The organism is Musicola keenii (assembly GCF_014855505.1).
Taxonomy (GTDB): Bacteria; Pseudomonadota; Gammaproteobacteria; order Enterobacterales; family Enterobacteriaceae; genus Musicola; species Musicola paradisiaca.
In genome coordinates, this window is the sequence record NZ_JAAWVW010000008.1 from 175,177 (window position 1) to 201,554 (window position 26,378).

Genomic DNA, 26,378 nt, shown 5'->3' on the forward strand with positions numbered 1-26,378 from the left:
GATGAGCCCCCCCGAACCTTGTCGGTTCGGGGGAAAGGATGGTTACTGCCAGCCGTAGCGGCGGGTGAAGAAGCCTTTCATGGCCTGGGTCAGCATCATGTAACTGCCCAAAATCACAACCAGCCAGGGGAAATACGCCAGCGGAAGCGCCTGCAATTGCAGGAATCCCGCCAGTGGCGATAGGGTAATACCGATGCCGACCGTCATAATCAGCAGCGTCATGACAGCCAGTAACCAGGCGGGCCTGCTTTGCAGGAAAGGGATCTTGCGGGTGCGGATCATGTGTACGATCAGCGTCTGCGACAATAGCCCTTCGATAAACCAGCCGGACTGGAACAGCGTTTGCGTTTCCGGCGTATTGGCTTTGAATATCCACCACATTAATCCAAAGGTCAGGATGTCAAAGATGGAGCTGATCGGACCGAAAAACACCATAAAGCGCCCAAGGTCGCCAGCGTTCCAGCGTTGTGGCTGCCGGATTTGTTCGTCATCCACATTGTCGAACGGGATGGCTATTTGTGAAATATCGTACATCAGGTTCTGAATCAGCAGGTGCAGCGGCAGCATCGGCAGGAACGGCAGGAACGCGCTGGCGACCAGTACGCTGAATACGTTGCCGAAGTTGGAGCTGGCGGTCATCTTGATGTACTTGAGCATATTGGCGAAAGTTCGCCGGCCCTCAATCACGCCCTGTTCCAATACCATCAGGCTTTTTTCCAGCAGAATGATGTCTGCCGCTTCCCGGGCGATGTCGACGGCGGAATCGACGGAGATACCGATGTCCGCAGCCCGCAGCGCCGGGGCGTCATTGATGCCGTCGCCCATAAATCCAACTACATGTCCTTCGGCTCGCAGCAAACGCACGATGCGCTCTTTGTGCAGCGGCGTCAGGCGTGCAAATAGAGTCGTTTGACGCGCCTGTGCGGCCAGCTGTTCGTCACTGAGCGCATCAATGTCGTTGCCGATCAACGCTCCGGTATTATCAATGCCGACCTCGCGACAGACCTTTGCTGCGACCAATTCGCTGTCGCCGGTCAAAATCTTGACGGTGACACCATGTTCTTTCAGCGCTTTCAGCGCCGGCGCCGTGCTTTCTTTCGGCGGATCCAGAAACGCGATGTAGCCTTCCAGAATCAGATCGGATTCATCGACCCGGCTGTAATCCTGGCGGTCGGCCGCCAGACTGCGGGTCGCTACCGCCACAACGCGCAGCCCCTGACGATTGAGGTCGTCGGTCAACTGCCGGATCTGAACCAGCAGCGCGTCGTTCAGCGCCAGCAGCCGATCGCCCTGGCGAACCTGCGTAGAGACGCTGAGTACCTCTTCTAGCGCGCCTTTACAGATCAATAGGTGTCCATCGCTCTGCTCTTCGACGACAACCGACATCCGGCGGCGCTCGAAATCGAACGGAATTTCGTCCACTTTTTTCCAGCGGGACAGTGCCGCATGCTGTTCCTCTGCCGGCATGACATCCAGCACCGCCTGATCGAGCAGGTTGCGCAGGCCGGTCTGGTAGGCGCTATTCAGCCAGGCATTGTGCAGTACCCGTTGGCTGCTGGCGCCGAACGCATCGGTATGGCACTCCAGTACAATTTTGTCCTGCGTCAGCGTCCCCGTTTTATCGGTACACAGAATGTCCATCGCGCCGAAGTTCTGAATGGCGTCGAGGCGTTTAACGATCACTTTCTGACGGGAAAGTTTCACTGCGCCTTTGGCCAAGGTCGAGGTCACGATCATCGGCAGCATTTCCGGGGTTAACCCGACGGCCACCGACAGAGCGAACAGCGCGGCTTCCCACCAGTCGCCTTTGGTATAACCATTGATGATCAGTACCACCGGCGTCATGACCAGCATAAAGCGGATCAGCAGCCAACTGACGCGGCTGATACCTTTCTGAAAGGCATTCTCTTCACCGTCTTGTTGCACCACCCGTCCAGCCAACTGCCCGAACCAGGTGTTGACGCCGATATTGATGACCATGGCCAACGCGGTGCCGCTAACCACGTTGGTGCCCATAAAACATAGCGTATCGCATTCCAGCGCCGACCCCGGATTATGTTGACGGCTTTGCGCAACCTTCTCTACCGGCAGTGATTCGCCGGTCAGCGAAGCCTGGCTGATGAACAAATCGCGCGCCTGCAGTACGCGCAGATCGGCCGGAATCATGTCGCCCGCCGCCAGTTTGACGATGTCGCCGGGAACCAACTGATCCATCGGGATATCCTGATAGTCGCTGTAACCGGTTTGGTCATCGCTGCGTAGAACAGTAACCCGGTTGCTGACCATTGCTTTAAGCGCATCGGCCGCTTTGCCTGAGCGGGATTCCTGGACAAAGTGCAGCAGCGTGGAGATAGCGACCATCAGAGCGATCACCAATGCTGCTGTCATGTCTTCGGTGGCGTAGGAGATCATGCCCAGTATGGTCAACAGCAGATTGAACGGATTACGGTAGCAGCGCCAGAGATGTAGCCACCACGGGGTAGCCTGTTCTCCAGGCAGGCGATTGGCGCCGTGCACCTGCTTTGCCTGGGCGATTTCAGATGCCAGCAGCCCTTCCGGATGGCTGGCGAATTCCTGATACAACGCTGCTTCGTCCAGTTGCGCCAGTCGAAGGCTACGTTTGGACAGATCGTCCGGAATGATCTGTGTTACCAGCGTGTGTCCATCCGGCATCGGATTACGCTGGAACAGACGGCGTGGCAGATGAAGACCGAGTTGTGCGAGCAGTTGTCGGGTTATACGGATAAAAAACATGATAAGTCCCCCCGGCCGTAACCCCGACGGAGTTTACGGCGCTGGCGCGCACGGGAATCGGCCGCACGCGGCGTAATATTTGTTCAGCAGGGACGAGTGATGACGTCGCTGCCTTGCCTGTGCCGGCAAGGCAGCATTAAACGCTGGCTTACCGGTGGATAAGATTGCTCTCTGGGTGAGGATTAGGATCGGGTTCCATCAAGATTCCTCCGGTAATGGCTGACTGGCGGAGCACGCAGATCTGGCGTCCGCCCCTTGGCGCTATACCCGTATGTTCGACACATTACGGCATAGTGCGGCGCTACTTTATCGCACAATGTTTAAACGGCGTTTAAACCTGATGGCATCCCCAAAAAGATTGTGAGCTCGATACTCAACATGGCAATCCGCCGGACACGTTTGGGGCCTCTGCGCCGCTTTTTCATCTAGCGTCCGTCGATTTTTCGAGCCCGCTTCCAGACATGAGCCGAGAGTTGGGTTGTGCAGGAAATTCAGGGTAAACTATGGCTAATGTGAAGATTATGGTCTGGGATCGTTATGCATTGTCCTTTTTGTGCCGCAGTTGATACCAAAGTAATTGATTCCCGCCTGGTGGGTGAAGGGTCGCAGGTTCGGCGGCGACGTCAGTGTCTGGTGTGCAATGAACGTTTCACTACTTTTGAAGTAGCGGAACTGGTTATGCCGCGGGTTATCAAGAGCAACGATGTGCGTGAGCCGTTCAATGAAGAAAAATTACGCAAAGGCATGCTCAAAGCGTTGGAAAAGCGCCCTGTCAGCTCTGATGACGTCGAAATGGCGATAACCCATATCAAATCCCAATTGCGCGCCACTGGTGAACGGGAAGTGACCGCCAAGATGGTGGGTAATCTGGTGATGGATGCGTTGAAAAAACTCGACAAAGTGGCGTATATCCGGTTTGCGTCGGTATACCGCAGTTTTGAGGATATTCGCGAATTCGGTGAAGAAATTGCCCGTCTGCAGGATTGATGCCGTCTTCCGGTCGGCGAGTCCTGTCCGTTCTGAGTCACTCATGCCAGGAGATGCACTGGATGTCCGTATTGTCTGATGAATTTTATATGGCCCGAGCGTTGGAACTGGCACGTCGCGGGATTTTTACGACCTCGCCCAACCCGAATGTAGGGTGCGTGATCGTCAGGGATGGCGAAGTCGTCGGCGAAGGGTTTCATCAAAAAGCAGGGGAGCCGCACGCGGAAGTGCATGCGCTGCGAATGGCCGGAGATAAAGCGCAAGGCGCGACGGTTTACGTGACGCTGGAGCCTTGTAGCCATCACGGTCGAACACCGCCTTGTGCCGATGCTTTGATTGCCGCCGGGGTGGCGCGAGTGGTCGCAGCAATGCAAGATCCCAATCCCCAGGTGGCGGGACGCGGCCTGCATCGATTGCATCAGGCCGGTATCGACGTGTGCCATGGCGTGATGGCGGATGCGGCGGAAAACATCAATCGTGGTTTCCTCAAGCGTATGCGTACCGGTTTCCCTTATGTGCAACTCAAGATGGGCGCCTCTGTGGACGGGCGTACTGCCATGGCGTCCGGAGAAAGCCAGTGGATTACCTCGCCACAGGCCAGGCAGGATGTACAACGCTTTCGCGCCCGCAGCTCGGCAATCCTCAGCAGCAGCGCCACCGTGTTGGCCGATGACCCGTCACTGACGGTTCGCTGGCAGGAACTGGATGCCGACACGCAGCGTATCTACCCACAAGAGAGTTTGCGCCAACCGGTACGGATCATTGTCGATAGCCAGTCGCGTGTGACGCCGGAGCATCGTCTGGTAAGCCAACCCGCTTCCACCTGGCTTGCCAGGCCGCAGCGGGATGGGGCGGCATGGCCATCGTCAGTGGAGCAGATCGACGTGCCGTTGCACGGCAAAGGGCTGGATCTGGTTGCATTGATGATGTTGCTGGGCAAACGTCAGATTAATTCTGTTTGGGTTGAAGCAGGGCCACGTCTGGCTGGGGCGTTATTGCAAGCCAATGTCGTGGATGAACTGATTGTGTATATAGCGCCGCGCCTGCTGGGAGATGCCGCCAGACCACTGTGTGTGTTGTCGGGAGTAGAAACGCTCTCGCAGACGCCAGAGTTCTTCATCGCGGACGTTTGCCAGGTTGGGCCGGATGTGCGCCTGACGCTAAAACCCCGTTAAACGATGCATACCCAGCTTGTCACCCCTTGTGGAGGGGAAAATATGGCGCTGCCTTTGTCGTGGACATTGCTTTGACGCGCAACCCTCGGTGATGGCCGTTAAGCGAGACTTGCGGTCAAAAGCCGGTACGAGCCAGGAAGAATATGATAGAATCCGCCCCCCTGCGGGGTAATAAAACCAGTCGAAGGAAAGCTATGAACGTTATTGAAGGTGTTGTTGCTGCTCCGAATGCCCGCGTGGCGATTGCCATCGCCCGTTTCAACCATTTCATCAATGACACTCTGCTGGAAGGCGCGGTTGATGCGCTCAAACGCATTGGTCAGGTGAAGGATGAAAATATTACCGTCGTATGGGTTCCCGGCGCTTATGAATTGCCATTGGCCGTGCGTGCGTTGGCGAAAACCCAGCAGTATGACGCCGTCGTGGCGCTGGGTACGGTGATCCGTGGGGGAACCGCACACTTTGAATTCGTTGCCGGCGAGTGCAGTTCCGGCCTGTCGCATGTCGCGATGAACAGCGATATTCCGGTGGCTTTCGGCGTATTGACGACGGAAAGCATCGAGCAGGCCATTGAACGCGCAGGCACCAAGGCGGGGAACAAGGGCGCAGAAGCTGCGCTGACCGCGCTTGAAATGATCAATGTATTAAACGCTATCAAGTAAGCCTGATTCATTTAGTAAGGGGTATTCCGTGAAACCTGCTGCTCGTCGCCGCGCTCGTGAATGTGCGGTTCAAGCGCTTTATTCCTGGCAGTTATCCAAAAATGATATTGCCGATGTTGAACTACAATTCCTGAGCGAGCAGGATGTCAAAGGTGCTGACATCACGTATTTCCGCGAACTGCTGGCGGGGGTGGCTACTCAGGCCGAGCGTCTGGATGCATTGATGGCACCATATCTGTCCCGTCAGTTGGATGAACTGGGGCAGGTGGAGAGAGCTATTCTGCGTTTGGCGGTGTATGAATTGAGCAAACGCGAGGACGTACCTTACAAAGTCGCCATCAATGAGGCGATTGAACTGGCGAAAGTGTTTGGCGCCGAAGACAGTCACAAATTTGTGAATGGCGTGCTGGACAAAGCCGGGCCTCATCTGAGGCCGGGTAAGAAGTAAGTAGACTAAGGCCGGCTTTCCGGCCTTGTTTTTTGAAACATCGTGGTCTGGATGGGTTATGGCTGAAGGCGAGTTTGATGTGATTGCCCGTTATTTCAATCGGGCGTCCAATTCCCGGCGGGATGTTGTATTGGGGATCGGCGATGATTGTGCGTTATTGACCGTTCCTGAGAGTCAGTTGTTGGCTGTCAGCACTGATACGCTAGTGTCGGGCATTCACTTTCTTGCGAATATCGATCCTGCCGACCTGGCTTATAAATCACTGGCGGTGAATCTGAGTGATCTGGCCGCAATGGGCGCCGACCCTGCCTGGGTATCGCTGGCGCTGACGCTGCCTGGCGTCGACGAGCAATGGCTGGCCGCTTACAGCGATTCGCTGTTCGAACAACTGGATTATTATGGTATGCAGCTTATCGGTGGCGATACCACGCGCGGTCCGTTAAGTATGACGTTGACCATCCAGGGGTTGGTACCGGCCGGTCGCGCGTTGCGTCGTGGCGGCGCCAAAGTCGGCGACTGGATTTATGTCACCGGTACACTGGGCGATAGCTCAGCCGGGCTGGCAATATTGTTGCAGCAGTTCAGCGTTGCAAACGACGAGGATCAGACGTTTTTGCTGCGGCGCCATCTTCGGCCGCAGCCGCGCATATTGCACGGTCAGGCATTGCGCGATTTGGCCAGCTCGGCCATTGACCTTTCCGATGGGCTGGCTTCCGATCTCAGACATATTCTGCAGGCCAGCGACTGTGGCGCACGTATCAACCTGGAGTCCCTGCCTTATTCCGACGCCATGCGCCGACATGCCGATGCCGATCAGGCGTTGCAATGGGCGCTTGGTGGCGGCGAAGATTATGAACTGTGCTTTACCGTACCTGAGTTGAATCGTGGAGCGCTGGAGGTAGCCATCGGGCATCTGGGCGCGCCGTACACCTGTATTGGACAAATCGGGCCTGCGTCCGAGGGGCTGCGTTTTTTCCACCATGATGAGCCGATGAGCATCAATCTGAAAGGATACGACCACTTTGGCGCATGAAGAACACAAAGGGTCGCAGATTGCGAAAAGCCGTTTGCGCCTGAGCAATCCGTGGCACTTGCTGGCGACCGGATTCGGAAGCGGGTTATCTCCCTGGATGCCGGGAACCGCCGGGTCGCTGGCTGCTATCCCGCTGTGGTATCTGCTGATGCTGCTCCCGTTACAGCTTTACTCGCTGGTGGTGATGTTCAGCATTTGCATCGGGGTGTATCTTTGCCATCAAACCGCCAAAGACATGGGGGTTCACGATCACGGCAGTATCGTCTGGGATGAATTTGTCGGTATGTGGATCACGCTGATGGCGGTGCCGTCGATGCACTGGGGATGGGTGCTGGCAGGGTTTGTGATTTTTCGTGTGCTGGATATTTTCAAACCTTGGCCGATCCGCTGGTTTGATCGCCATGTGCACGGCGGTATGGGGATCATGGTGGATGATATTGTGGCGGGGGTGATTGCTGCGGGGATTATCTATCTGGCGGGCCATCACTTCCTGTGATGACCCATGGTCTCATGTCAATCGCGTCACGCATCCGCCAGCCACTGACGAATGCGACGCTCAATCCCCACGGCGTCCAGCCCCAACAGTGTTCGGATTTCGTCCTGCGTGCCCTGAGGGATGAAGTAGTCCGGTAGGCCCAAATTTAATACGGGAACCAGCGCCCGGTGCGCCATCAGCAGTTCATTGACGCCACTCCCCGCACCACCCATGACGGCATTTTCTTCCACGGTCACTAGTGCCTGGTGAGTGCCAGCCAGCGACAGGATCAACGCTTCATCCAATGGTTTCACGAAACGCATGTCGACGAGTGTGGCATTAAGCGCTTCCGCCGCTTGACGCGCTTCCGGCATCAGTGTGCCGAAATTCAGGATGGCGATATTTTCGCCCTGACGGCGCATCACGCCTTCGCCGATCGGCAGCGCTTCCAGCGGCGTTAACGGCACACCCACGGCGGTGCCACGCGGGTAACGCACCGCGACCGGGCCGTGTGGATAGTGATAGCCAGTATGCAACATCAGACGGCACTCGTTTTCATCGCTGGGCGTCATGATCACCATGTTAGGGATACATCTCAGGAACGAGAGGTCAAACGCACCCTGATGGGTCTGCCCGTCGGCGCCGACGATACCGCCGCGATCGATAGCGAACAGTACCGGTAGATTCTGGATGGCGACGTCGTGAATCACTTGATCATAAGCGCGTTGCAGAAAAGTCGAGTAAATCGCCACGACCGGACGATAACCGCCGACAGCAAGCCCAGCGGCGAAGGTGACGGCGTGCTGCTCGGCGATAGCCACATCGAAATACTGCTGCGGGTATTGGCGGGAGAAAGCCACCATGCCAGAGCCTTCACGCATGGCAGGAGTAATCGCCATCAGCCGGCTGTCGCCTGCGGCGGTTTCCGTCAGCCATTGACCAAAGACGGCAGAGTAAGTGGGCAGCGCCCCTTCCTTGCTTTTAGGCAGAGTACCGCTGGCTGGATCGAATTTGGGCACGGCGTGCCAACTGATCGGATCCTGTTCGGCAGGGGCGTAGCCTTTGCCCTTCTTGGTCATGATGTGCAGCAATTGCGGCCCTTTGAGGTTGCGCATATTTTTGAGCGTTTGCGCTAGCGCCTGTACGTCGTGGCCATCCACCGGACCGATATAGTTAAAGCCGAGTTCTTCAAATAGCGTGCCAGGAACGACCATCCCCTTGAGGTGTTCCTCGGTGCGTTTGACCAGCTCTTTGATGGGCGGCAACCCCGACAGCACTTTCTTACCACCTTCGCGCAGAGTGGAGTAAAGCTTGCCGGAGAGCAATTGCGCCAGGTGGTTGTTCAGTGCTCCGACGTTTTCAGAAATCGACATTTCGTTGTCGTTGAGTACCACCAGCATGTCCGGCCGAATATCGCCCGCATGATTCATGGCTTCGAACGCCATGCCGGCGGTGATCGCGCCGTCACCGATGACACATACGGTACGCCGTCCTTTACCTTCGCGCTCGGCGGCTACCGCCATGCCGAGACCGGCGCTGATGGAGGTAGATGAGTGGCCGACGCTCAGCACGTCGTATTCGCTTTCTCCACGCCACGGGAATGGATGCAGGCCATCTTTCTGACGAATGGTGGCGATCCGGTCGCGACGCCCGGTCAGGATTTTGTGCGGATAAGCCTGATGACCGACATCCCATACCAGGTGATCGAATGGCGTGTTATAGACGTAATGCAACGCCACCGTCAGTTCAACCGTTCCCAGGCCCGATGCGAAATGTCCGCTTGAGCGACTAACGCTATCCAGCAGGTACTGTCTCAGTTCATCACACAGTTTCGGCAGGCTGTCCCGGGGCAACAGGCGTAAATCGTCAGGATTTTCCACCAGTGCCAGTGTAGGGTATTTCGCAATATCAAAGATCATCGGATGCTCGTTACGCGGTGTTGGTGTTGCAATTATTTATCTCGTTCGACGATATAGTTTGCCAGTGACCGAAGGGGCAATATGGCTGCCGGGTGGGCGATGGCGGCTTCCAGTTCGTCAAGTGCGGCAAGGGATTCCTGATATAGCTCCAACGCTTTGGCTTTGGCTTGCGCCAGCCCGAGCAGCGCCGGATAGGTGCTTTTCCCCAGTTGCTGATCGGCCCCCTGCCGTTTGCCGGTGGTGGCGCTGTCGCCAATGACGTCAAGGATATCATCCTGCACCTGGAAGGCGAGCCCGATGGCGTTGGCGTAACGGTCAAGACTCGGCATGACCTGGCGTCCGGCTTCACCCGCTGCCAGCGCGCCCAGCCTGACGGAGGCCCGAATCAACGCGCCGGTTTTGTGCCGATGGATCTGTTCCAACGCGGCGAGGTCGACCTGACGACCTTCCGCTTCGAGATCCAGCGCCTGGCCACCGCACATACCGCCCACGCCGCTGGCGGAGGCAAGCTCGGCTATCATCGACAACCGATCGCGATCGCTGACGCGGGGCATCTCGGTGCCCGCCAGTATGGAAAACGCCAGGGTTTGCAACGCATCGCCGGCCAAAATAGCATTGGCTTCGCCGAATTTGATATGGCAAGTAGGCTGGCCGCGGCGCAAGTCGTCATCGTCCATGGCCGGCAAGTCGTCGTGGATCAGCGAGTAGGCGTGAATACATTCTACCGCGGCGGCAGGTGCGTCGAGGCTTTCAAGCGGCAGATTGAATAGCCTACCCGTGGAATACACCAGAAACGGCCGCAGACGTTTGCCGCCAAGCAGCGAACCGTAAGCCATAGCTTCGATCAACGGTATCTGCTGGAAAGGCAAGGCGGAGATGAATCGGCGCAACGTGGTGTTGATTCTCTGATGGTGAGCATTTAGTTGCTCCAAAAAATCTGTCATAGCGACTCATTATCCGGTGTAAATGGGGACAGAGGGCTTTCAGGATCATCATTCAGTAGGATTTGTACCCGCTGTTCGGCTTGCTGTAATTTCAATTGACCCTGGCGTGCAAGCTGGATCCCCTGTTCGAAAGCGCCCAGTGCTTCTTCTAGTGGAAGCGAGCCGGATTCCAGTCGTGAGACAATCTGTTCCAGCTCATTGAGTGCTGTCTCGAAGCTGACGGGAGTGTCGTTTTTTTTCGGCATAGGTTTTCTTCAATCCTGTCTGTCTGCGTCGGCTTTGCCTGCGGTATGGTCTTCACGCCGCAAAGGACGTCAATTATGCGCTTAACCAGCGCAGCTTACCTCAATATGGTGGTATACTTCGCGCCCTGGATGTTATTGGTAAAACCATCACACGTCTGCTGGTTTTACTGATAACGCGATTTTTCAGTAATCAGGCTGTAAGCCTGATGTTTTCAAGCCTGGTAACGACCGCCGCCATGAAGTTTATCATTAAATTGTTCCCGGAAATCACCATCAAAAGCCAATCTGTGCGGTTGCGCTTTATAAAAATCCTTACCGGTAACATTCGCAATGTCCTCAAACACTACGATGAAACACTAGCGGTTGTCCGCTATTGGGATCATATCGACGTCAGAGCTAAAGACGAAAGTCAGCGTGATGCTATTCGCGATGCATTGACCAGAATCCCTGGAATTCATCATATCCTGGAGGTTGAAGACCACGCCTATAACGATATCCACCATATTTTTGAGCAGACGCTGACCATGTACCGTGAGCAACTTGAAGGTAAAACCTTCTGCGTGCGGGTCAAACGTCGTGGTAAACATGACTTTAATTCTCAGGATGTCGAGCGTTATGTCGGTGGTGGGTTGAATCAGCATATTGAAAGTGCGCGCGTCAACCTCACCGCGCCGCAGGTGACGGTTCATTTAGAAATCGATCAGGATCGTCTGTTGTTGATCAAGGGGCGCTATGAAGGCATCGGTGGTTTCCCCATCGGTACCCAGGAGGATGTACTGTCGCTGATTTCCGGCGGTTTTGACTCTGGTGTGTCCAGTTACATGCTGATGCGTCGCGGATGTCGGGTGCATTACTGCTTCTTCAATCTGGGCGGCGCCGCCCACGAGATTGGGGTAAAACAGGTGGCGCATTATTTATGGAACCGGTTTGGCAGCTCCCATCGGGTTCGCTTTGTGGCGGTGGATTTTGAGCCCGTGGTCGGCGAAATCCTGGAAAAAGTGGATGATGGCCAGATGGGCGTGGTGCTCAAACGCATGATGGTGCGAGCGGCATCAAGAATCGCCGAGCGCTATGGCGTTGAAGCGCTGGTCACTGGCGAAGCGCTTGGGCAGGTTTCCAGCCAGACGTTGACCAACCTGCGTCTTATTGATAATGCGAGCGATACGCTGATTCTGCGTCCACTGATTTCCCACGATAAAGAGCACATCATCAAGCTGGCGCGCGAGTTGGGAACGGAAGATTTCGCCAAAACCATGCCGGAATACTGCGGCGTGATTTCCAAGAGCCCGACGGTGAAAGCGGTCAAAGCTAAAATCGAGCATGAGGAAGCGAATTTCGATTTCGCCATTCTGGATAAGGTGGTCAGCGAAGCGCGCAATATTGATATTCGTGAGATTGCGGAGCAGACCAGCCAGAACGTGGTTGAAGTGGAAACCGTCGGCGCGCTTGGCGCCAGCGATGTATTGTTGGATATCCGTTCACCGGATGAGCAGGAAGACAAACCGCTGACGATGGAGCATGTGACAGTGCAGTCCCTGCCGTTCTACAAACTGGGCACCGGTTTTGGCGATCTCGATCAGAATAAAACTTATCTGCTGTACTGCGAACGTGGTGTGATGAGCCGTTTGCAGGCGCTATATTTGCGGGAGCAGGGATTCACCAATGTGAAGGTCTATCGTCCCTAATAACATTCTGAGCGCAGCACAATTACGATGAGGCTGAGGTTTAGCCTCATCGACGACGTATCAGTCCTGATAGTTATAGATGCCGGGCGGTAACACCAATTGTGATGCGACATCCGCTGCTTTAGCTTTTCCCGCGAGCAGGTCGATCAGTTTTAACGCGAAATCAATGCTGGTACCCGGCCCTTGACTGGTCAGCAGATTGACGCGCGGATCGTAGACCACGCGCTTTTCTTGCCATTTATCGGCCGCGATACGCTCCTTTAGCGTGGGATAACCGGTCATGTTTCCTACCGGAAACAGTTTGTGGTATTCCAGCACTACTGCTGGCGATGCGCAAATCGCCGCAACGATTTTGCCTTCCTGATGCGTTTGGCGCAGCCGTTCGATCAGTAATGGGCTATCTCGAAAACATTCTGCCCCTCGCATTCCTCCAGGCAGCACCACCGCGTCAAACTCCTCATCTGCCACGCTAACCAATGGCGCATCGGCAATCAGGCGGACGCCGCGGGAACAGGTGATTTCCAGCGTGCCATCGCTGGCCACACTGGCCGTAGTGACTTTGATGCCCGCTCTGACCAGCAGGTCAATGGCGGTAACAGCTTCGATTTCCTCACTACCAGGCGCCAGACAAACCAGTACCGATGCGGTCATATTCACTCTCCTTTTGTTTGATGTATTCGAATAGTCGGCGATTTTCCGGCAGGGATAACCCATGAACCCGGGCACGGCGCAGCAGATAGCCGGTAATGTAGTCTATTTCCGTATGACGTTGCGCCAGAACATCCTGTCGCATAGAAGAGGTATTGGCTGCCGTGTTCTGGATAATCTGGTGGGCATAGTGCAGCAAGTTTTCCGCCGAGGTGTGAAACCCCTCCCGTTCCATGAGACGGGCGATCTCCTGACTGAGTGTCGCTAGCGTTTCCGGGTAAGCCATCAACCCACCATTGGTGCACTCATACAAGACAGTGAGCGGGTTGATCATGCAGTTGGCTGCCAGTTTCAGCCAGCAGGTAGCATTAATATTGTTATGCCAGGCGACGTCCGGCAACGCCTGGTGCAATATTTCCGAGAAATGACCGAAGTCGTCAATGCCATTGACCGCGCCGATATGCGTTACGCCTGCGGCCACATGTACGACAGATGTCGGATCTCGGCGGGCCGCATGCGTTGTGACGCCGAATAACAGCGTCTGCGTGATGGCAGGGAGCTCTTCCCTAGTACCCATACCGTTGTGCAACAGCAGGATCGTACAATCGCCGTGAAGTCGGGAAAGCAGCGGCGTTACGGCGTTGGAGACTTGCCAAGCTTTCAGCGTCACCAGCAGTAGCCGACTTTGCGACAAATGTTCCGTATCGTTTGCTTTCAGGCTGAATTCGCAGTTCTCGCCGTTAAGCATCGTGACATTGACCCGGCATGCGGCTTGCGGGATGCGTAACCATCCTTGCACGTCATGTCCTTGTCGGTGCAGCGCCGCAAGCCAAATCTGCCCAATAGCGCCACAGCCAAGAACGGTAATCTTCATGCATTCTTCCTTTGTCCGGTGAAAATGCTACCGGTACGGTAACTCTTTTCCCTGCGCCTATGTAGACAGTGCCTGGAGTGAGGCGGAATGATATTCATAACGCTAACTCTGCGCATCAACACGATGCCCATCGAAATTGTGCCCATTGACGCTGTATTTGTTGAAAACACATCCATCAGTGTTCTGTTTAACCGTGCTGCATCTCGTCGCCGTGTGTAACAGAACTGCATCTATCATAGGGGATTCATTGTCGCTTTGCCCGCACCATATCCTGATGGTAGACCTCTGAGTGGTAAAGACGGTGAATGTCGATTCTGGAAGCGCTACGCATTTTGTTTATCAGTGGGTAGCGGTTATTATGCTCGGCAGCTAATTGTCAGGAGAAAAATGATGCCATCTTTCGATATCGTATCGGAAATTGATATGCAGGAAGTTCGTAATGCGGTGGAGAATGCGTCTCGCGAGTTGGGCACTCGTTGGGATTTTCGCAATGTTGCTGCCAGCTTTGACATTAATGAAAAAGCGCAAACGATCAAAGCCAGCAGCGAGTCGGATTTCCAGGTCAAACAGTTAGTGGATATCCTGCGTGAAAAACTGGCCAAGCGCGGTATTGAAGGCGGCTCGCTGGAAATTCCTGAGGAGATGGAGCACAGCGGTAAAACCTACAGCGTTGAAGCTAAGCTGAAACAGGGTATTGAGGCTACGCTGGCCAAAAAAATCGTCAAACTGATCAAGGACAGCAAACTGAAAGTACAGGCGCAGGTTCAGGGAGAGCAGGTGCGTGTCACGGGTAAATCACGTGATGATTTACAGGGCGTCATCGCACTGATTCGCGGCTCTGATCTTGGACAACCCTTCCAATTTAACAACTTCCGCGATTGATACTCTATACAGTCTGAATAAACGGCCACCTGTTCGCGGGGGGCAAGCCAGGTGAGGTGGCGTCTCACCACACCTGGATGATATCGATATGCCGAATCTGGCCTCGCTAGCTATATTGACTCACCAACTGCTCCAACTGCTGGCGGTTGGTTTTTTTGCGGTCGATTTTTATGTAAGCGCTCGCTTCGTCCGGCACAATGACGACATCTGCTACGCCAGGGTGTTGCTGTAGTTTTTGCGGCAGCCCGGCATCTTGAAGGGCGGTATCCGTCAGCGTAATACGCAGACTGCTGAGATAGGGGGGTTCCTTCATGGTGCTACTGATCAGTAGCCAAACTAAACCCAGCCCGATTCCGGCGCTAAAAACCAGCGATGCGCCCTGAAGGTCGTAAAGCGTACCACCCAGGCTGCCCCCCAATGCGACCCCGATGAACTGAGTCGTCGAATAGACACCCATTGCGGTTCCCTTATAACCTGTTGGCGCTTCTTTACTGATCAGTGACGGTAGAATAGCCTCCATCACGTTGAATCCGATGAAGAAAATCTGAATGCCTATCAGCGTTTGTTCCAGCGAGTGCTGGCTTTGCAACAGTACCAGCTCCGCTGCGGTGAGCAGCATAACGCAGATAATAAATACCTGTTTCATCCGCCGTTTGATTTCCGCATACATGACAAACGGCACAACGGCGACAAACGATACCAGCATAGTAACCAGATACACTTTCCACTGATCTTGCGGTGCGAGCCCTGCCTGCTCCATAACCCGGGGAAGGGCGACAAAACTCGACATCAACAGCATATGCAAACACATGATCCCGAAGTTGAGCTTCAGCAACTGGCTGTTAGCGAGAACCTTGCGGATCCCACTACGGATAATGGCTGATTCACGGTTTAACACATGTGTTGATGCTGAAGGAATCACCAAAATAGTGATAGCGATGGCGACCAGTGAAAGCAGCGCAATTCCCCAAAATAATGCCTGCAGTCCGAAGGCATGAGTGACAATCGGGCCGATAACCATCGCGATGGCGAATGTGACGCCGAAACTGACGCCGATAAATGCCATAGCTTTGGTTCTATTTTGCTCGCGGGTCAAATCGGAAAGCAGGGCCATGACGGCGGAAGAAATGGCACCGGCTCCCTGTAACGCCCGGCCCAGAATGATCCCCCAAATGGAATGGCTGAGTGCGGCAATGACGCTACCAAGGATAAAGATCACCAAACCGCCAATGATGAGGGGTTTACGCCCAAGCCGATCGGACATCAGCCCGAAAGGAATCTGAAATATCGCCTGCATCAGACCATAGATGCCAATGGCCACGCCGATGAGTGACTCGCTGGCCCCCTGTAAGGCCATACCATAAGTGGCCAGCACGGGGAGCACCATAAACATGCCCAGCATACGCAGGGAAAAAACGGCGCCTAATCCCCACGTCGCCCTTAACTCAACAGGCGTCATTTTATTATCGTTCATTGCTACCTCTGTATTTTGCTGGCGCTATTTTAGGTTTCGCATGTCGGGGCGTAAATGACAGGTTTGTTACTTGATTTGGCAATTGGAGGGAGAAATAAAAAAACAGACGGCGGAACCGTCTGTTTTTCGAGGCTGAACGCTGGCTGCGTCAGCGGATATAGGTAAGCAGTACGTCCTGCATTGGACTCATGGAGTCCACCGACATCATGACGCTTAGCGAGGTGATGGCCACGATTGAGAAGACGAACAGTTTACGGGCCCATACCCGGTCATCGTTCAAGTTTTTGTAACCTGAAATCGCCATACCAAGCCACCAGATACTAACGGACGCGGCAACCACCAGATATTTGTAGCCGGCATATCCGCCAAGAGAGAGCATCAGAGTCGCAACCATAAACGCCACGATATAAAGCGTAATATGATGTTTAGCCACAGAAATGCCTTTAACAACCGGAAGTACCGGAATATTGGCAGCCTGATAATCCTTAAGACGGAAAATAGCGATGGCGTAAGAGTGGGGCATTTGCCACAGGCTGAATATTAGCAGCAGAATCAGCGCACCAGCGTCAAACTGGTTACTGACGGCGCAGTAACCAATAACTGGCGGCGCCGCGCCGGACAGGCTGCCAATCAAGGTGCCGTAAACAGAATGCCGCTTCATATAGAGGCTATAAACACCGACATACACAACGAAGCCCATCACCGCTAGCCACATGGCCAGCGGATTTGCCGCGATATACAGTAACCCGAAGCCTGCAATACCTAACAGCGAGGCGTAAACCAGTGTTGTCCTCAGTGGAATCAGCCCTTTAACCATTACCCGGTTCTTGGTTCTCTCCATTTTCTTATCGATGTCGCGATCGATCACGTTGTTGAAAACACAACCTGATGCAACCACAAGCGATACACCAACCAGTGTTGCCAAAAACAGCGGATAACTGATCGTACCCTTAGCGGCGAGTAGAACCCCCCCGATAACGGAGATGAGGTTGCCAAAAATAATGCCGGGTTTAGTGACCTGCAGGTATTGCTTAATCATCGTCGCCTGCCTGGTTACTGAATCATCATATTATGGTGCGCGCTCATCATGATCCATATGGATCCAACCACCACGATGGCGATGATCAGAACGGTGAATACAATGGCGACCACGTTCCAGCGTTCTTCCGATGCGGTGTTCAGATGCAGGAAGTACACCAGATGAACAAGTATCTGCACGATGGCGCATCCCAGAACAGTCAACAGAATAATACTGTGTGCAGTGGTACCGTTCATGACCATGCTGAAAGGGATCACCGTCAGGATGATCGACAAAACGAAACCAATCAGATAGGACTTGACGCTACCATGGCTGGCGCCTGAATGATCGTGTGCTGAATGACTCATTACATTGCCCCCATCAGATAAACAACGGTGAAGACGCAGATCCATACCACATCAAGGAAGTGCCAAAACAGGCTCAGACACATCAGGCGGGTTCTGTTCGTCGCTGTCAAACCACGACCAGCAACCTGCGTCATCATGATAGCAATCCAAATCAGGCCGGAGGTGACGTGGATACCGTGGGTTCCGACCAGGGCGAAAAATGCTGACAGGAACGCGCTGCGGTCAGGCCCGAAACCTTCTTCGATCAGCTTGTGGAACTCGTAGATTTCCATGCCGATGAACACCAGCCCAAACAGAAATGTCAGCGCCAGCCAGGTGTTGACCTGTGATTTACTGTTCTTGTTCATGGCGATCATCGCCATGCCGTAGGTGATGCTACTGAACAGCAGGGCGAAGGTTTCGACCAGCACAAATTTCAAATCAAAAATATCTTTGCCGGACGGGCCGCCGGCGGTGCCATTGACCAGCACTGCATAGGTGGCGAATAGCATGCCAAACAGGATGCAGTCGCTCATCAAGTAGATCCAGAAGCCGAAAACTTTCGTCGCTCCCGTATCATGGTGCCCATGTTCAGCATGGGCGGCATTGTGATGTAAAGTATCAGTGGCCATTTTTCACGCCTGCCTTGGTGATTTGCTCGAAGTGCTGATTTTCGATGTCTTCAATTTCCTTAACCGGCACGTAGTAGTCCACGTTCTGGTTGAAACTGTGCACGATCCAGGTTGCGATCATGCCGACAAAGCCGATGATAGCCAGCCACCAGATGTACCAGATCATCGCGAAGCCAAATGCCAGACTAAATGCAGAGATAATAACGCCCGCACCGGTATTTTTTGGCATATGAATCTCTTCATATTTTGCCGGCTTACGATAAGCATCGCCTTTCTCCTTGGCATCCCAGAATGCATCGCGTTCGGCGATCTGCGGAACAATGGCGAAGTTATAGAACGGCGGCGGTGATGAAGTCGCCCATTCCAGTGTTCGTCCGCCCCAAGGATCTCCAGTCAAATCGCGGTTCTGGTCACGGTCGCGAATACTCACTACGTACTGAATAACCTGGCATAGGATACCGATAGCGATGAGCACGACGCCAAACGACGCTACGACCAGCAACGGATGGAATTCCGGGTTGATCTGCTGACTCAGACGGCGGGTCATCCCCATAAAGCCCAACGCATACAACGGCATAAAAGCAACGAAGAAGCCAATCAGCCAGAACCAAAAGGCGCGTTTGCCCCAGGTTTCGTTCAGTGTGAAGCCCAACGCTTTCGGGAACCAATAGGTGATGCCAGCAAAGCAGCCGAAGACTACGCCGCCGATAATCACGTTATGGAAGTGCGCGATCAGGAACAAACTGTTGTGTAGTACGAAGTTGGCGCCAGGTACGGCAAGCAGCACACCAGTCATACCGCCGATGGAGAATGTAATGATGAATCCGGTCGTCCACAGCATGGATGTGTGCGGTTGGATACGGCCCTGGTACATGGTAAACAGCCAGTTGAAAATCTTAACCCCGGTAGGGATCGAGATAATCATGGTCGCTATGCCGAAGAAGGCATTGACATTGGCTCCAGAGCCCATCGTAAAGAAGTGGTGCAGCCACACGATGAATGACAATACCGTAATGGCGATGGTCGCCCATACCAGCGAGGTATAGCCGAACAGTCGTTTTTTACAGAAGGTGGCTACCACTTCGGAGTAGACCCCGAAAATCGGTAGCACCAGGATGTACACTTCCGGATGGCCCCAGGCCCAGATCAGGTTGATGTACATCATCATGTTGCCGCCCATATCATTGGTGAAGAAATGGGTGCCGAGATAACGATCCAGCGTCAGCAACGCGATAGTCACCGTCAAAATTGGAAATGCGGCAATAATCAGTACGTTAGTGCACAGTGCGGTCCAGGTAAATACCGGCATTTTCATCAGTGTCATACCGGGAGCGCGCATTTTTAAAATGGTGGCGAAGAAGTTAACCCCGGTCAATGTGGTACCGACGCCGGAAATCTGCAAACTCCATATCCAATAATCTACCCCTACGCCGGGGCTATACTCTTTGCCGGATAGCGGTGGATAGGCAACCCAGCCGGTTTGGGCGAATTCGCCGATGCCGAGAGACAGGTTGATCAGAATCACACCGGCGACGAACAGCCAGAAGCTAAGGGAGTTCAGGAAGGGGAATGCCACGTCGCGAGCACCGATTTGCAACGGCACGACCAGGTTCATCAGACCGACTACGAACGGTGTCGCCACGAAGAAAATCATGATGACGCCATGAGCGGTAAAAATCTGATCATAATGGTGGGGATTCAGGAATCCCGCTTCACCGGCGGAGGCAAGAACCTGCTGGCCACGCATCATGATGGCATCGGCGAAACCACGCAGCATCATCACCATGCCGACGATGATATACATGATCCCGATCTTTTTATGGTCGACAGAGGTGAACCATTCGGACCACAGCCATTTCCACTTGCCAAAATAGGTTATTGCCGCCAGTAGCGCCAATCCGCCGAGAATAATTCCCGCTACGGTAACCATGATAATGGGTTCGTGGTACGGAACCGCATCAAGAGTTAATTTTCCGAACATCGTATTATCCCTCGACTCCTCAATGAGAGGAGTGTTCGCTCATGTTCATGCCGGTGTGGTTTGGCGCGCCTTCTTCTTTTTGGCTCGGCTCGCCTTCGCCATGGTGCTGCATGGTCATGTTGTTGCCAATGAATTTGGTAATGATCTGATGGAACAAATCGGGCTGTACCTGAGAATAATACTCTACCGGGTGGTATTCGCTCGGCTGCGCCAGTTTGTCGAAGTCATTCGTTGTACCCAACGTCTTGGACGACTTGCGGACAGTATCAACCCATTGGTCGAACGTTTGCTGATCAGGTGTCGCGATGGCGGTAAACTTCATGCCGGAAAAACCTTTTCCGCTGTATCCGCCTGAAATCCCATCATATTTTCCGGGTTCATTGGCGATAAGATGCAGTTGGGTCTGCATGCCGGCCATGGCATAAATCTGACCTCCGAGACGCGGGATAAAGAATGAGTTCATCACCGAATTCGACGTGATTTTAAAATCGACGGGAACATTGGCCGGGAAGGCTAGTTCATTGACGGTAGCGATACCAAGATCCGGATAGATGAACAACCATTTCCAGTCAAGTGACACTACTTCGACATTAACGGGTTTTACCTTGGAATCCAGCGGCTTGTACGGGTCAAGCGAATGGGTCGTTTTCCAGGTGATAGTCCCGAGAATGAGGATGATAATGATGGGAACCGTCCATACGACGGCTTCTATTTTGTTGGAGTGCGACCAGTCTGGCGTGTACTTCGCCTTTTGGTTGGAAGCTCTGAACTTCCAGGCGAAGGCTAACGTCATAATGATCACTGGGATCACAACGATCAGCATCAAACCAAGTGCGGTAAGAATGAGCCATCGTTGTTCTAACCCGACCTGTCCTTTGGGGTTCATTAATGCCATATCGCAGCCACTGAGAAGCAGAGTGGTTACGATTAAAGACAACATCCCAAAAATTTTATTGTATTTCCTGAGTCTCATCTAGCGACCTCAATTACAAGGGCTCTATTGTCATTTCACGCGAGCGGGCATTTTACGGGAAGGTTACCACACTGTAAACATGATTAAAGAGATGTCAGCTCACTGTTGCCAGCTTTTGCCCCGCATGTCACAGATGCAGTGTGTTGTTAAAAAAATTTTTTAAAAAACAGTTATTAACATGCTTTCAAAAAAGTATGTATCACTTTTTAAGAATTACAACTTCTTCTAAAATCTATTTTGTTATTACTGTTAATGATGGGTTTGTTTTTTGTTGTGATGAAAATCAGGAAAGAAAGAATTATGATTTTATTGAAAAGGCCGAAATAAATGTTAAGTGCAGAAAATGCCAGAGAAAAATAGTTTAATAAAGCCGTAGCAGATAATTAATATGCTACGGCTTGTAATTATTTCCTGGCGGCAGGACTTACTTTTTCTTTATTGATAAGTAGTCAAGAGTCGCGCCGGATAACACGGCGCCGATGGCGATAATGCTGCCGACGCTTGTCAGAAGCCGGCTTGCCTCTGTGTCGTTGAACCATGACAGTCTATCCGCCCCCCAGATTATTACGCCAAGGACAAACAGCAGGATGCCGAACAAAAGGCCCTTGCTTACCCATAAATATTGGCGGGCGAAATACATTCGCTGAATAAAGGCCGCGTCTGGGGACGTCAATGTCAGCGTGCGGCGACAAATCAGTAGCAGTAATAGACCCGGTATGGATATCAGGATGGAAAACAGATAAAACCATGCCCAACCATAAAGTTCCACAAACCATCCGGCAATAGGGCCGACATAGACTCTTCCTACCGCAGCCAGGGCTGAAAGTAGTGCGAATTGTGTCGCAGAGAATGATTTGTTGCACAGCGTCATTAATAGTGCGACGAATGCAGCAGTGCCCATGCCGCCGCATAGATTTTCAAGAAATACGGCACCCGCCATACTGAACAGCTGTTTTTCGGTAATCGCCAGCAGCCAGTAACCCGCGTTGGATATCGCCTGCAGCAGCCCAAAGATAACGAGTGCCTTGAACAAGGACCAGCGCTGCATCAGAAGGCCGCCATACAGTGCGCCGACGATCGTAGCCAGTAACCCCAGCGTTTTGTTGACTAGACCGACATCGCCGGGATTGAACCCTACACCCCGAATCAAAAATGTTGTACTCAAGCTGACCGCAAAAGCATCCCCCAGTTTATAGAGAACGATCAGCAGCAGTAGCAGCCAGGCATTATTGCGGTTGAAAAAATCCTTCAGCGGCGCGACGACAGCCTGTTCAAGCGATCGGGGCGCTGGTTGTGTATTATCTGGTTCCGGAGCGAGCCAGGTCGCTAGCGTACAAATCAGCATCAACACGGCCATAAGCCAGTAGGTACCGAGCCATCCAAGAAAGCGGTCGGCCATCCAAAGTGCGAGGCCGCCGGAAACCAGCATGGCCAGACGATATCCAAAGACGGAGATTGCCGCTCCGCTTCCTCGTTCTTGCGGCGGCAATAGATCGGTTTTATAGGCATCGAACACGATGTCCTGTGACGCAGAACAGAAAGCAATCAATACGGCCAGTACAGCCAGCCATGCCAGGTGGCTGGAAGGAGAGAGCGCTCCCATCAGGGTAATGAAAACACATAGCATCAGTTGCGTTATCAGCAACCAGCCTCGCCGGCGTCCCAAAAATGAAGGCGTATAACGATCCATGAACGGGGACCAGAGAAACTTAAATACGTAAGCCTGACCAACCAGCGAAAAAAAACCGATGGTTTTCAAATCCATGTTTTCTACTGTCATCCATGCCTGAAGTGTACCGGATGTCAATGCCAGTGGCAGACCGGAAGCAAAGCCAAGTATCAGGAGGATGACGCTATTGCGATCGCGGAAAAGAGAGGCTATACGGCTAAACATGAGGTGTCCTCTCTCCCTTGCGCCTGATGTCAGGGCAAGGGAGACGGGAATCCCTTAACGGGCGTTAGTTTTGATGAAGGTGCTTACGCTGGTATCCTGCGCCATGTCGCTGATGACGTCATTCAGAACCTGATTGACCGCTGCGGCGATTTTATCGTTGGTGGCGGTAAGCGCGCCCTGAACGTTGTAGTTGGCGCGGTAGTTTTTCACCTGCTTGTTGCCATTGGCTGCCTGCGCGATGATCGAAATATCCGCTTTGGTCGTGATGTTGTAGCGCAGGTTGCCTTCAGCCACGTCGGCATACAGGGTGTTGACGACCACCTGCAGAGATACCGGCCCACCGGTGCCAATCATATAGCCACGAGCAGTCATTTGTTTCTCAAGCACTTCCTGAAGCAGGAACCGCAAATCGCGAGACGGCGTCAACGCTGTGAGCTGGCCGTCGCGATTGACTCTGGCAAGGGATTGGTCGGCACGTTGGTCTGCGCCATTAATGCTAATGGTGACGCCCATCAGGCTTGGATCCTGAGACGGCAAGGTGATCTTTGGCGTGACATCTAATGTATTGCTTTTGCCGGCACATCCAGCTAACACCAGCGCGGCGAACAGGGGAAAAATGAATTTTTTTAACATGCGTATTTTCTCACTCATGGAGCGTTGATTTGCTGATAAATGTTCTGGCTATCATATCATTGCCGTAGATAAGGAAAAGAGTGGAAAGTAAACAGCATTCTTCAGTCATCCCTCCTTGTTCCCGTCCGAAACAGCCGGCAGTGTTCTATCATACCTTGCCGATGGAAAAATATGATATGGCTTCGGTACGGCGATTGGATATTGCAAGTGAAGCGATACGATGACAAATGATCGGGTTTTGAGCTGAAATAGAATTGAATTGGATAAAACATCCCGCCATAACAGGAAACGCAAGTTTCCCGACGTCTCACAGAAGGTATACGTATGATTCGTGAAATGATTGAAGCCAAATTGCGCGCGGAGTTTGTACCCGTGCATCTTGAAGTGATTAATGAAAGTTACCGCCATAACGTTCCGGCAGGCTCTGAAAGTCATTTCAAAGTGGTGCTGGTCAGTGAGCATTTTAATGGCGAGCGGGTTATTGGGCGCCATAGAGCGATTTATAAAGTGTTGGCCGACGAACTGGAGGGGGCGGTACATGCGTTGGCGCTTCATGTTTATACGCCGCAAGAGTGGCAGGATCTCCAGATGGTGGTTCCCTCTTCGCCGCCTTGTGGTGGGGCTGGAATCGAACGTTAACCTGCTGACTGTCGACGGAATTGTGGAAATAGCTGACGATAAAACGTCAGAGTGTGAGTTTACTGTGGTAATAGACCGGTTACTCTCCTCGACTCGTCTTGTCTATACCGCTATAATGCCGGGTCTTTATTTTCCGGAATGTATTCGGGACGCTTCTGACAACAGGGAATGGGGCCGGCTGAGTGGCTGTCCTGGTTCCGTGAAGGACTGTGATCGGAAAGGTTGCCCCTGGGGCGCCTGATGATAACGGCTGCTGAGGTTGACCGAGCACTGTGATTTTTTGAGGTAACAAGATGCAAGTTTCTGTTGAAACCACTCAAGGCCTTGGGCGCCGTGTAACGATTACTGTTGCTGCAGCCAACATTGAAGATGCTGTTAAAAGCGAACTGGTTAGTGTGGCTAAAAAAGTTCGTATCGATGGCTTCCGCAAAGGCAAAGTGCCGGCGAAAATTGTTGAGCAGCGTTACGGCGCTTCCGTGCGTCAGGATGTGCTGGGTGACTTGATGCAGCGTCATTTCGTTGATGCCATCATCAAAGAAAAAATCAATCCGGCTGGCGCCCCCAGCTATGTCCCAGGCGAATACCAGGTCGGCGGCGATTTCACTTACTCTGTTGAGTTCGAAGTCTATCCGGAAGTTGAATTGAAAGGTCTGGAAAGTATCGAAGTCGAAAAACCGCTGGTTGACGTCACTGACGCCGACGTTGACGGCATGCTGGAAACATTGCGCAAACAGCAGGCTGAATGGAAAGTGGCTGAGCGCGCCGCAGCGGCGGAAGATCGCGTAACCATCGATTTTACTGGCTCTGTCGATGGCGAAGAATTTGAAGGCGGTAAATCTTCCGACTTCGTATTGGCCATGGGCCAAGGCCGCATGATTCCGGGCTTTGAAGAAGGCATCGTTGGTCATCAGGCTGGCGAGGAATTCACTATTGATGTGAAATTTCCGGAAGACTACCACGCGGAAAATCTGAAAGGTAAAGACGCCAAATTTGCGATTGTATTGAAGAAAGTTGAAGAGCGCGAGCTGCCAGAGCTGACGCCTGATTTCATCAAACGTTTCGGCGTGGAAGATGGCTCTGTAGAGGGGCTGCGCGCTGAAGTTCGTAAGAATATGGAACGTGAGCTGAAAGGCGCTATCCGTAATCGCGTTAAATCTCAGGTCATTGAAGGGTTGGTCAATGCGAACGAAATCGACGTTCCGGTTGCATTGATTGATGGTGAAATCAATGTTCTTCGCCAACAGGCCGCCCGTCGTTTCGGCGGTAATGAAAAACAGGCGAATGAACTGCCGCGCGAACTGTTCGAAGAACAGGCCAAACGCCGTGTCGTTGTTGGCCTGTTGCTGGGTGAAGTGATTAGCACCAACGAATTGGAAGCTGATGAAGCCCGTGTAAATACACTGATCGATGAGATCGCTTCCGCGTATGAAGATCCGCAGGAAGTCGTTAGTTATTATCAGAAAAACAAAGAAATGCTTAACAACATCCGTAACGTTGCTCTGGAAGAACAGGCAATCGAGACGCTGTTGTCCAAAGCTAAAGTCGTTGAAAAAGCTGTCAGCTTCAATGAATTGATGAATCAGTCTGTTCCAGCCTGATAGCCAAAACCGACACTTTTTTTGAACAGCCCGCAGCCAAACTGCGGGTTTTTTGTTTTTTGATTGGCTATCTAGAGTAACCAGCTTCGAACAACACGTCTTTGACTATGCTTATATGGAGTGTGAGGTGTTCTTCATAAGTGCTGTCGGGGTAGCGATTTCCTGGTAGCGCGCTTGTTGATAGATCGCTTGGGAATGAGTCTTTCCGTATAGGGGCGGCAGACTTATGGTGGGGCGGCAATGGCAATATTGCTTTAACCCGAATTCCTAGCGGGTGTAAGCTTGAAATTCATGCATTGTGCACCCATTGTTTCTCTATCTGCATTGCCTTGACTGGAACAGTCGTTCTTGGATATGGCGAAGAAGACATGCGCTGGAGGCAGGGGCGTGTTCGAATGAGCGGGCGGTGTCGACAGTGAGCTCGCTCTGTGATGAAAGGTCGACGCCGCATCCAGAGC

24 protein-coding genes are annotated in these 26,378 nt (G+C 53.0%); 10 read left to right on the forward strand and 14 right to left on the reverse strand.

Going from position 1 to position 26,378, the window contains the following annotated elements; translation table 11 throughout:
* Positions 1 to 42: 42 nt before the first annotated feature.
* Positions 43 to 2,754 (reverse strand): magnesium-translocating P-type ATPase, encoded by a 2,712-nt coding sequence (gene mgtA, locus HEP82_RS11115; protein WP_192458138.1) that lies wholly within the window; start codon positions 2,752 to 2,754, stop codon positions 43 to 45.
* 537 nt (positions 2,755 to 3,291) lie between these two features.
* Here mgtA and nrdR point away from each other — a divergent pair.
* The 6 genes from nrdR (at position 3,292) to pgpA (ending at position 7,555) form a co-directional block, all read left to right on the forward strand.
* Positions 3,292 to 3,741, forward strand: a complete 450-nt coding sequence (gene nrdR / locus HEP82_RS11120) for a transcriptional regulator NrdR (protein WP_015854578.1) — start codon at positions 3,292 to 3,294, stop codon at positions 3,739 to 3,741.
* Positions 3,742 to 3,803: 62 nt separating this feature from the next.
* Complete coding sequence (gene ribD / locus HEP82_RS11125; RefSeq protein ID WP_192458139.1) at positions 3,804 to 4,916, forward strand: bifunctional diaminohydroxyphosphoribosylaminopyrimidine deaminase/5-amino-6-(5-phosphoribosylamino)uracil reductase RibD; 1,113 nt, start codon at positions 3,804 to 3,806, stop codon at positions 4,914 to 4,916.
* Positions 4,917 to 5,110: 194 nt separating this feature from the next.
* Positions 5,111 to 5,578 carry a 6,7-dimethyl-8-ribityllumazine synthase gene (ribH, locus tag HEP82_RS11130; protein WP_192458140.1) on the forward strand — a complete coding sequence of 156 codons (468 nt, stop codon included), beginning with the start codon at positions 5,111 to 5,113 and terminating at the stop codon, positions 5,576 to 5,578.
* A gap of 28 nt (positions 5,579 to 5,606) precedes the next feature.
* Positions 5,607 to 6,026, forward strand: a complete 420-nt coding sequence (gene nusB, locus HEP82_RS11135) for a transcription antitermination factor NusB (protein ID WP_192458141.1) — start codon at positions 5,607 to 5,609, stop codon at positions 6,024 to 6,026.
* A 58-nt stretch (positions 6,027 to 6,084) separates the two neighbouring features.
* Complete coding sequence (gene thiL / locus HEP82_RS11140; RefSeq protein WP_192458142.1) at positions 6,085 to 7,059, forward strand: thiamine-phosphate kinase; 975 nt, start codon at positions 6,085 to 6,087, stop codon at positions 7,057 to 7,059.
* Positions 7,049 to 7,555, forward strand: a complete 507-nt coding sequence (pgpA, locus tag HEP82_RS11145) for a phosphatidylglycerophosphatase A (protein ID WP_192458143.1) — start codon at positions 7,049 to 7,051, stop codon at positions 7,553 to 7,555. Before thiL ends, pgpA begins: the two co-directional genes overlap by 11 nt.
* Before the next feature lie 26 nt (positions 7,556 to 7,581).
* Here pgpA and dxs read toward each other — a convergent pair whose 3' ends face one another.
* Genes dxs through xseB form a run of 3 tightly spaced genes read right to left on the reverse strand, consistent with a single transcriptional unit; the run spans position 7,582 to position 10,642 of the window.
* On the reverse strand, positions 7,582 to 9,453 hold the full coding sequence (gene dxs / locus HEP82_RS11150) for a 1-deoxy-D-xylulose-5-phosphate synthase (protein WP_192458144.1): 1,872 nt from the start codon (positions 9,451 to 9,453) through the stop codon (positions 7,582 to 7,584).
* Between the two features lie 32 nt (positions 9,454 to 9,485).
* Positions 9,486 to 10,397, reverse strand: coding sequence for a (2E,6E)-farnesyl diphosphate synthase (gene ispA, locus HEP82_RS11155; protein ID WP_192458145.1), 912 nt, complete (start codon positions 10,395 to 10,397; stop codon positions 9,486 to 9,488).
* Positions 10,394 to 10,642, reverse strand: a complete 249-nt coding sequence (gene xseB / locus HEP82_RS11160; protein ID WP_015854570.1) for an exodeoxyribonuclease VII small subunit — start codon at positions 10,640 to 10,642, stop codon at positions 10,394 to 10,396. Before xseB ends, ispA begins: the two co-directional genes overlap by 4 nt.
* A 236-nt stretch (positions 10,643 to 10,878) precedes the next feature.
* Here xseB and thiI point away from each other — a divergent pair, with 236 nt between their 5' ends.
* Positions 10,879 to 12,327 carry a tRNA uracil 4-sulfurtransferase ThiI gene (thiI, locus tag HEP82_RS11165; RefSeq protein ID WP_192458146.1) on the forward strand — a complete coding sequence of 483 codons (1,449 nt, stop codon included), beginning with the start codon at positions 10,879 to 10,881 and terminating at the stop codon, positions 12,325 to 12,327.
* A 60-nt stretch (positions 12,328 to 12,387) separates the two neighbouring features.
* On the opposite strand, the gene yajL is transcribed toward thiI, so the two are convergent.
* Both yajL and panE read right to left on the reverse strand, forming a co-directional pair.
* The gene (gene yajL, locus HEP82_RS11170; RefSeq protein ID WP_192458147.1) at positions 12,388 to 12,978 is read right to left on the reverse strand and encodes a protein deglycase YajL; all 591 of its coding nucleotides are present in this window, start codon (positions 12,976 to 12,978) and stop codon (positions 12,388 to 12,390) included.
* Complete coding sequence (panE, locus tag HEP82_RS11175) at positions 12,941 to 13,849, reverse strand: 2-dehydropantoate 2-reductase (protein ID WP_192458148.1); 909 nt, start codon at positions 13,847 to 13,849, stop codon at positions 12,941 to 12,943. Before panE ends, yajL begins: the two co-directional genes overlap by 38 nt.
* Positions 13,850 to 14,239: 390 nt before the next feature.
* On the opposite strand from panE, the gene HEP82_RS11180 reads away from it, so the two are divergent.
* Complete coding sequence (locus HEP82_RS11180) at positions 14,240 to 14,731, forward strand: YajQ family cyclic di-GMP-binding protein (protein ID WP_192458172.1); 492 nt, start codon at positions 14,240 to 14,242, stop codon at positions 14,729 to 14,731.
* A gap of 106 nt (positions 14,732 to 14,837) precedes the next feature.
* On the opposite strand, the gene HEP82_RS11185 is transcribed toward HEP82_RS11180, so the two are convergent.
* The 8 genes from HEP82_RS11185 to HEP82_RS11220 form a co-directional block, all read right to left on the reverse strand.
* Complete coding sequence (locus tag HEP82_RS11185) at positions 14,838 to 16,205, reverse strand: MFS transporter (protein WP_192458149.1); 1,368 nt, start codon at positions 16,203 to 16,205, stop codon at positions 14,838 to 14,840.
* A gap of 148 nt (positions 16,206 to 16,353) precedes the next feature.
* Positions 16,354 to 17,244: a heme o synthase gene (gene cyoE, locus HEP82_RS11190; protein WP_192458150.1), complete on the reverse strand. Its 891-nt coding sequence runs from the start codon at positions 17,242 to 17,244 to the stop codon at positions 16,354 to 16,356.
* Between the two features lie 14 nt (positions 17,245 to 17,258).
* Entirely contained in the window at positions 17,259 to 17,591 is a 333-nt protein-coding gene (locus HEP82_RS11195) for a cytochrome o ubiquinol oxidase subunit IV (RefSeq protein ID WP_192458151.1), read from the reverse strand.
* A complete protein-coding gene (locus HEP82_RS11200; RefSeq protein WP_192458152.1) occupies positions 17,591 to 18,202 on the reverse strand; it encodes a cytochrome o ubiquinol oxidase subunit III in 612 nt (203 codons plus the stop codon). The genes HEP82_RS11195 and HEP82_RS11200 overlap by 1 nt, the downstream gene beginning before the upstream one ends.
* Positions 18,192 to 20,183, reverse strand: a complete 1,992-nt coding sequence (gene cyoB, locus HEP82_RS11205; protein WP_192458153.1) for a cytochrome o ubiquinol oxidase subunit I — start codon at positions 20,181 to 20,183, stop codon at positions 18,192 to 18,194. The genes HEP82_RS11200 and cyoB overlap by 11 nt, the downstream gene beginning before the upstream one ends.
* Positions 20,184 to 20,202: 19 nt before the next feature.
* Entirely contained in the window at positions 20,203 to 21,156 is a 954-nt protein-coding gene (cyoA, locus tag HEP82_RS11210; RefSeq protein ID WP_192458154.1) for a cytochrome o ubiquinol oxidase subunit II, read from the reverse strand.
* A gap of 424 nt (positions 21,157 to 21,580) precedes the next feature.
* Positions 21,581 to 23,050 carry a muropeptide MFS transporter AmpG gene (gene ampG, locus HEP82_RS11215; protein ID WP_192458155.1) on the reverse strand — a complete coding sequence of 490 codons (1,470 nt, stop codon included), beginning with the start codon at positions 23,048 to 23,050 and terminating at the stop codon, positions 21,581 to 21,583.
* A gap of 54 nt (positions 23,051 to 23,104) precedes the next feature.
* A complete protein-coding gene (locus HEP82_RS11220) occupies positions 23,105 to 23,683 on the reverse strand; it encodes a lipoprotein (RefSeq protein WP_192458156.1) in 579 nt (192 codons plus the stop codon).
* Positions 23,684 to 24,007: 324 nt separating this feature from the next.
* Between HEP82_RS11220 and bolA the strand changes: the two genes are divergently transcribed.
* Together bolA and tig are read left to right on the forward strand one after the other, a co-directional pair.
* Positions 24,008 to 24,322 (forward strand): transcriptional regulator BolA, encoded by a 315-nt coding sequence (gene bolA, locus HEP82_RS11225; protein ID WP_192458157.1) that lies wholly within the window; start codon positions 24,008 to 24,010, stop codon positions 24,320 to 24,322.
* Between the two features lie 293 nt (positions 24,323 to 24,615).
* A complete protein-coding gene (tig, locus tag HEP82_RS11230) occupies positions 24,616 to 25,920 on the forward strand; it encodes a trigger factor (protein WP_192458158.1) in 1,305 nt (434 codons plus the stop codon).
* Positions 25,921 to 26,378: the final 458 nt, after the last annotated feature.

Coding starts and splice junctions, on each gene's coding strand:
- HEP82_RS11220 (WP_192458156.1), bottom strand. CDS start 23,683: ATGTTAAAAAAATTCATTTTTCCCCTGTTCGCCGCGCTGGTGTTAGCT.
- nrdR (WP_015854578.1), top strand. CDS start 3,292: ATGCATTGTCCTTTTTGTGCCGCAGTTGATACCAAAGTAATTGATTCC.
- xseB (WP_015854570.1), bottom strand. CDS start 10,642: ATGCCGAAAAAAAACGACACTCCCGTCAGCTTCGAGACAGCACTCAAT.
- cyoE (WP_192458150.1), bottom strand. CDS start 17,244: ATGATTAAGCAATACCTGCAGGTCACTAAACCCGGCATTATTTTTGGC.
- ampG (WP_192458155.1), bottom strand. CDS start 23,050: ATGTTTAGCCGTATAGCCTCTCTTTTCCGCGATCGCAATAGCGTCATC.
- HEP82_RS11200 (WP_192458152.1), bottom strand. CDS start 18,202: ATGGCCACTGATACTTTACATCACAATGCCGCCCATGCTGAACATGGG.
- thiI (WP_192458146.1), top strand. CDS start 10,879: ATGAAGTTTATCATTAAATTGTTCCCGGAAATCACCATCAAAAGCCAA.
- HEP82_RS11195 (WP_192458151.1), bottom strand. CDS start 17,591: ATGAGTCATTCAGCACACGATCATTCAGGCGCCAGCCATGGTAGCGTC.
- HEP82_RS11185 (WP_192458149.1), bottom strand. CDS start 16,205: ATGAACGATAATAAAATGACGCCTGTTGAGTTAAGGGCGACGTGGGGA.
- ribH (WP_192458140.1), top strand. CDS start 5,111: ATGAACGTTATTGAAGGTGTTGTTGCTGCTCCGAATGCCCGCGTGGCG.
- tig (WP_192458158.1), top strand. CDS start 24,616: ATGCAAGTTTCTGTTGAAACCACTCAAGGCCTTGGGCGCCGTGTAACG.
- ispA (WP_192458145.1), bottom strand. CDS start 10,397: ATGACAGATTTTTTGGAGCAACTAAATGCTCACCATCAGAGAATCAAC.
- HEP82_RS11180 (WP_192458172.1), top strand. CDS start 14,240: ATGCCATCTTTCGATATCGTATCGGAAATTGATATGCAGGAAGTTCGT.
- mgtA (WP_192458138.1), bottom strand. CDS start 2,754: ATGTTTTTTATCCGTATAACCCGACAACTGCTCGCACAACTCGGTCTT.
- cyoB (WP_192458153.1), bottom strand. CDS start 20,183: ATGTTCGGAAAATTAACTCTTGATGCGGTTCCGTACCACGAACCCATT.
- bolA (WP_192458157.1), top strand. CDS start 24,008: ATGATTCGTGAAATGATTGAAGCCAAATTGCGCGCGGAGTTTGTACCC.
- cyoA (WP_192458154.1), bottom strand. CDS start 21,156: ATGAGACTCAGGAAATACAATAAAATTTTTGGGATGTTGTCTTTAATC.
- thiL (WP_192458142.1), top strand. CDS start 6,085: ATGGCTGAAGGCGAGTTTGATGTGATTGCCCGTTATTTCAATCGGGCG.
- panE (WP_192458148.1), bottom strand. CDS start 13,849: ATGAAGATTACCGTTCTTGGCTGTGGCGCTATTGGGCAGATTTGGCTT.
- ribD (WP_192458139.1), top strand. CDS start 3,804: ATGTCCGTATTGTCTGATGAATTTTATATGGCCCGAGCGTTGGAACTG.
- yajL (WP_192458147.1), bottom strand. CDS start 12,978: ATGACCGCATCGGTACTGGTTTGTCTGGCGCCTGGTAGTGAGGAAATC.
- dxs (WP_192458144.1), bottom strand. CDS start 9,453: ATGATCTTTGATATTGCGAAATACCCTACACTGGCACTGGTGGAAAAT.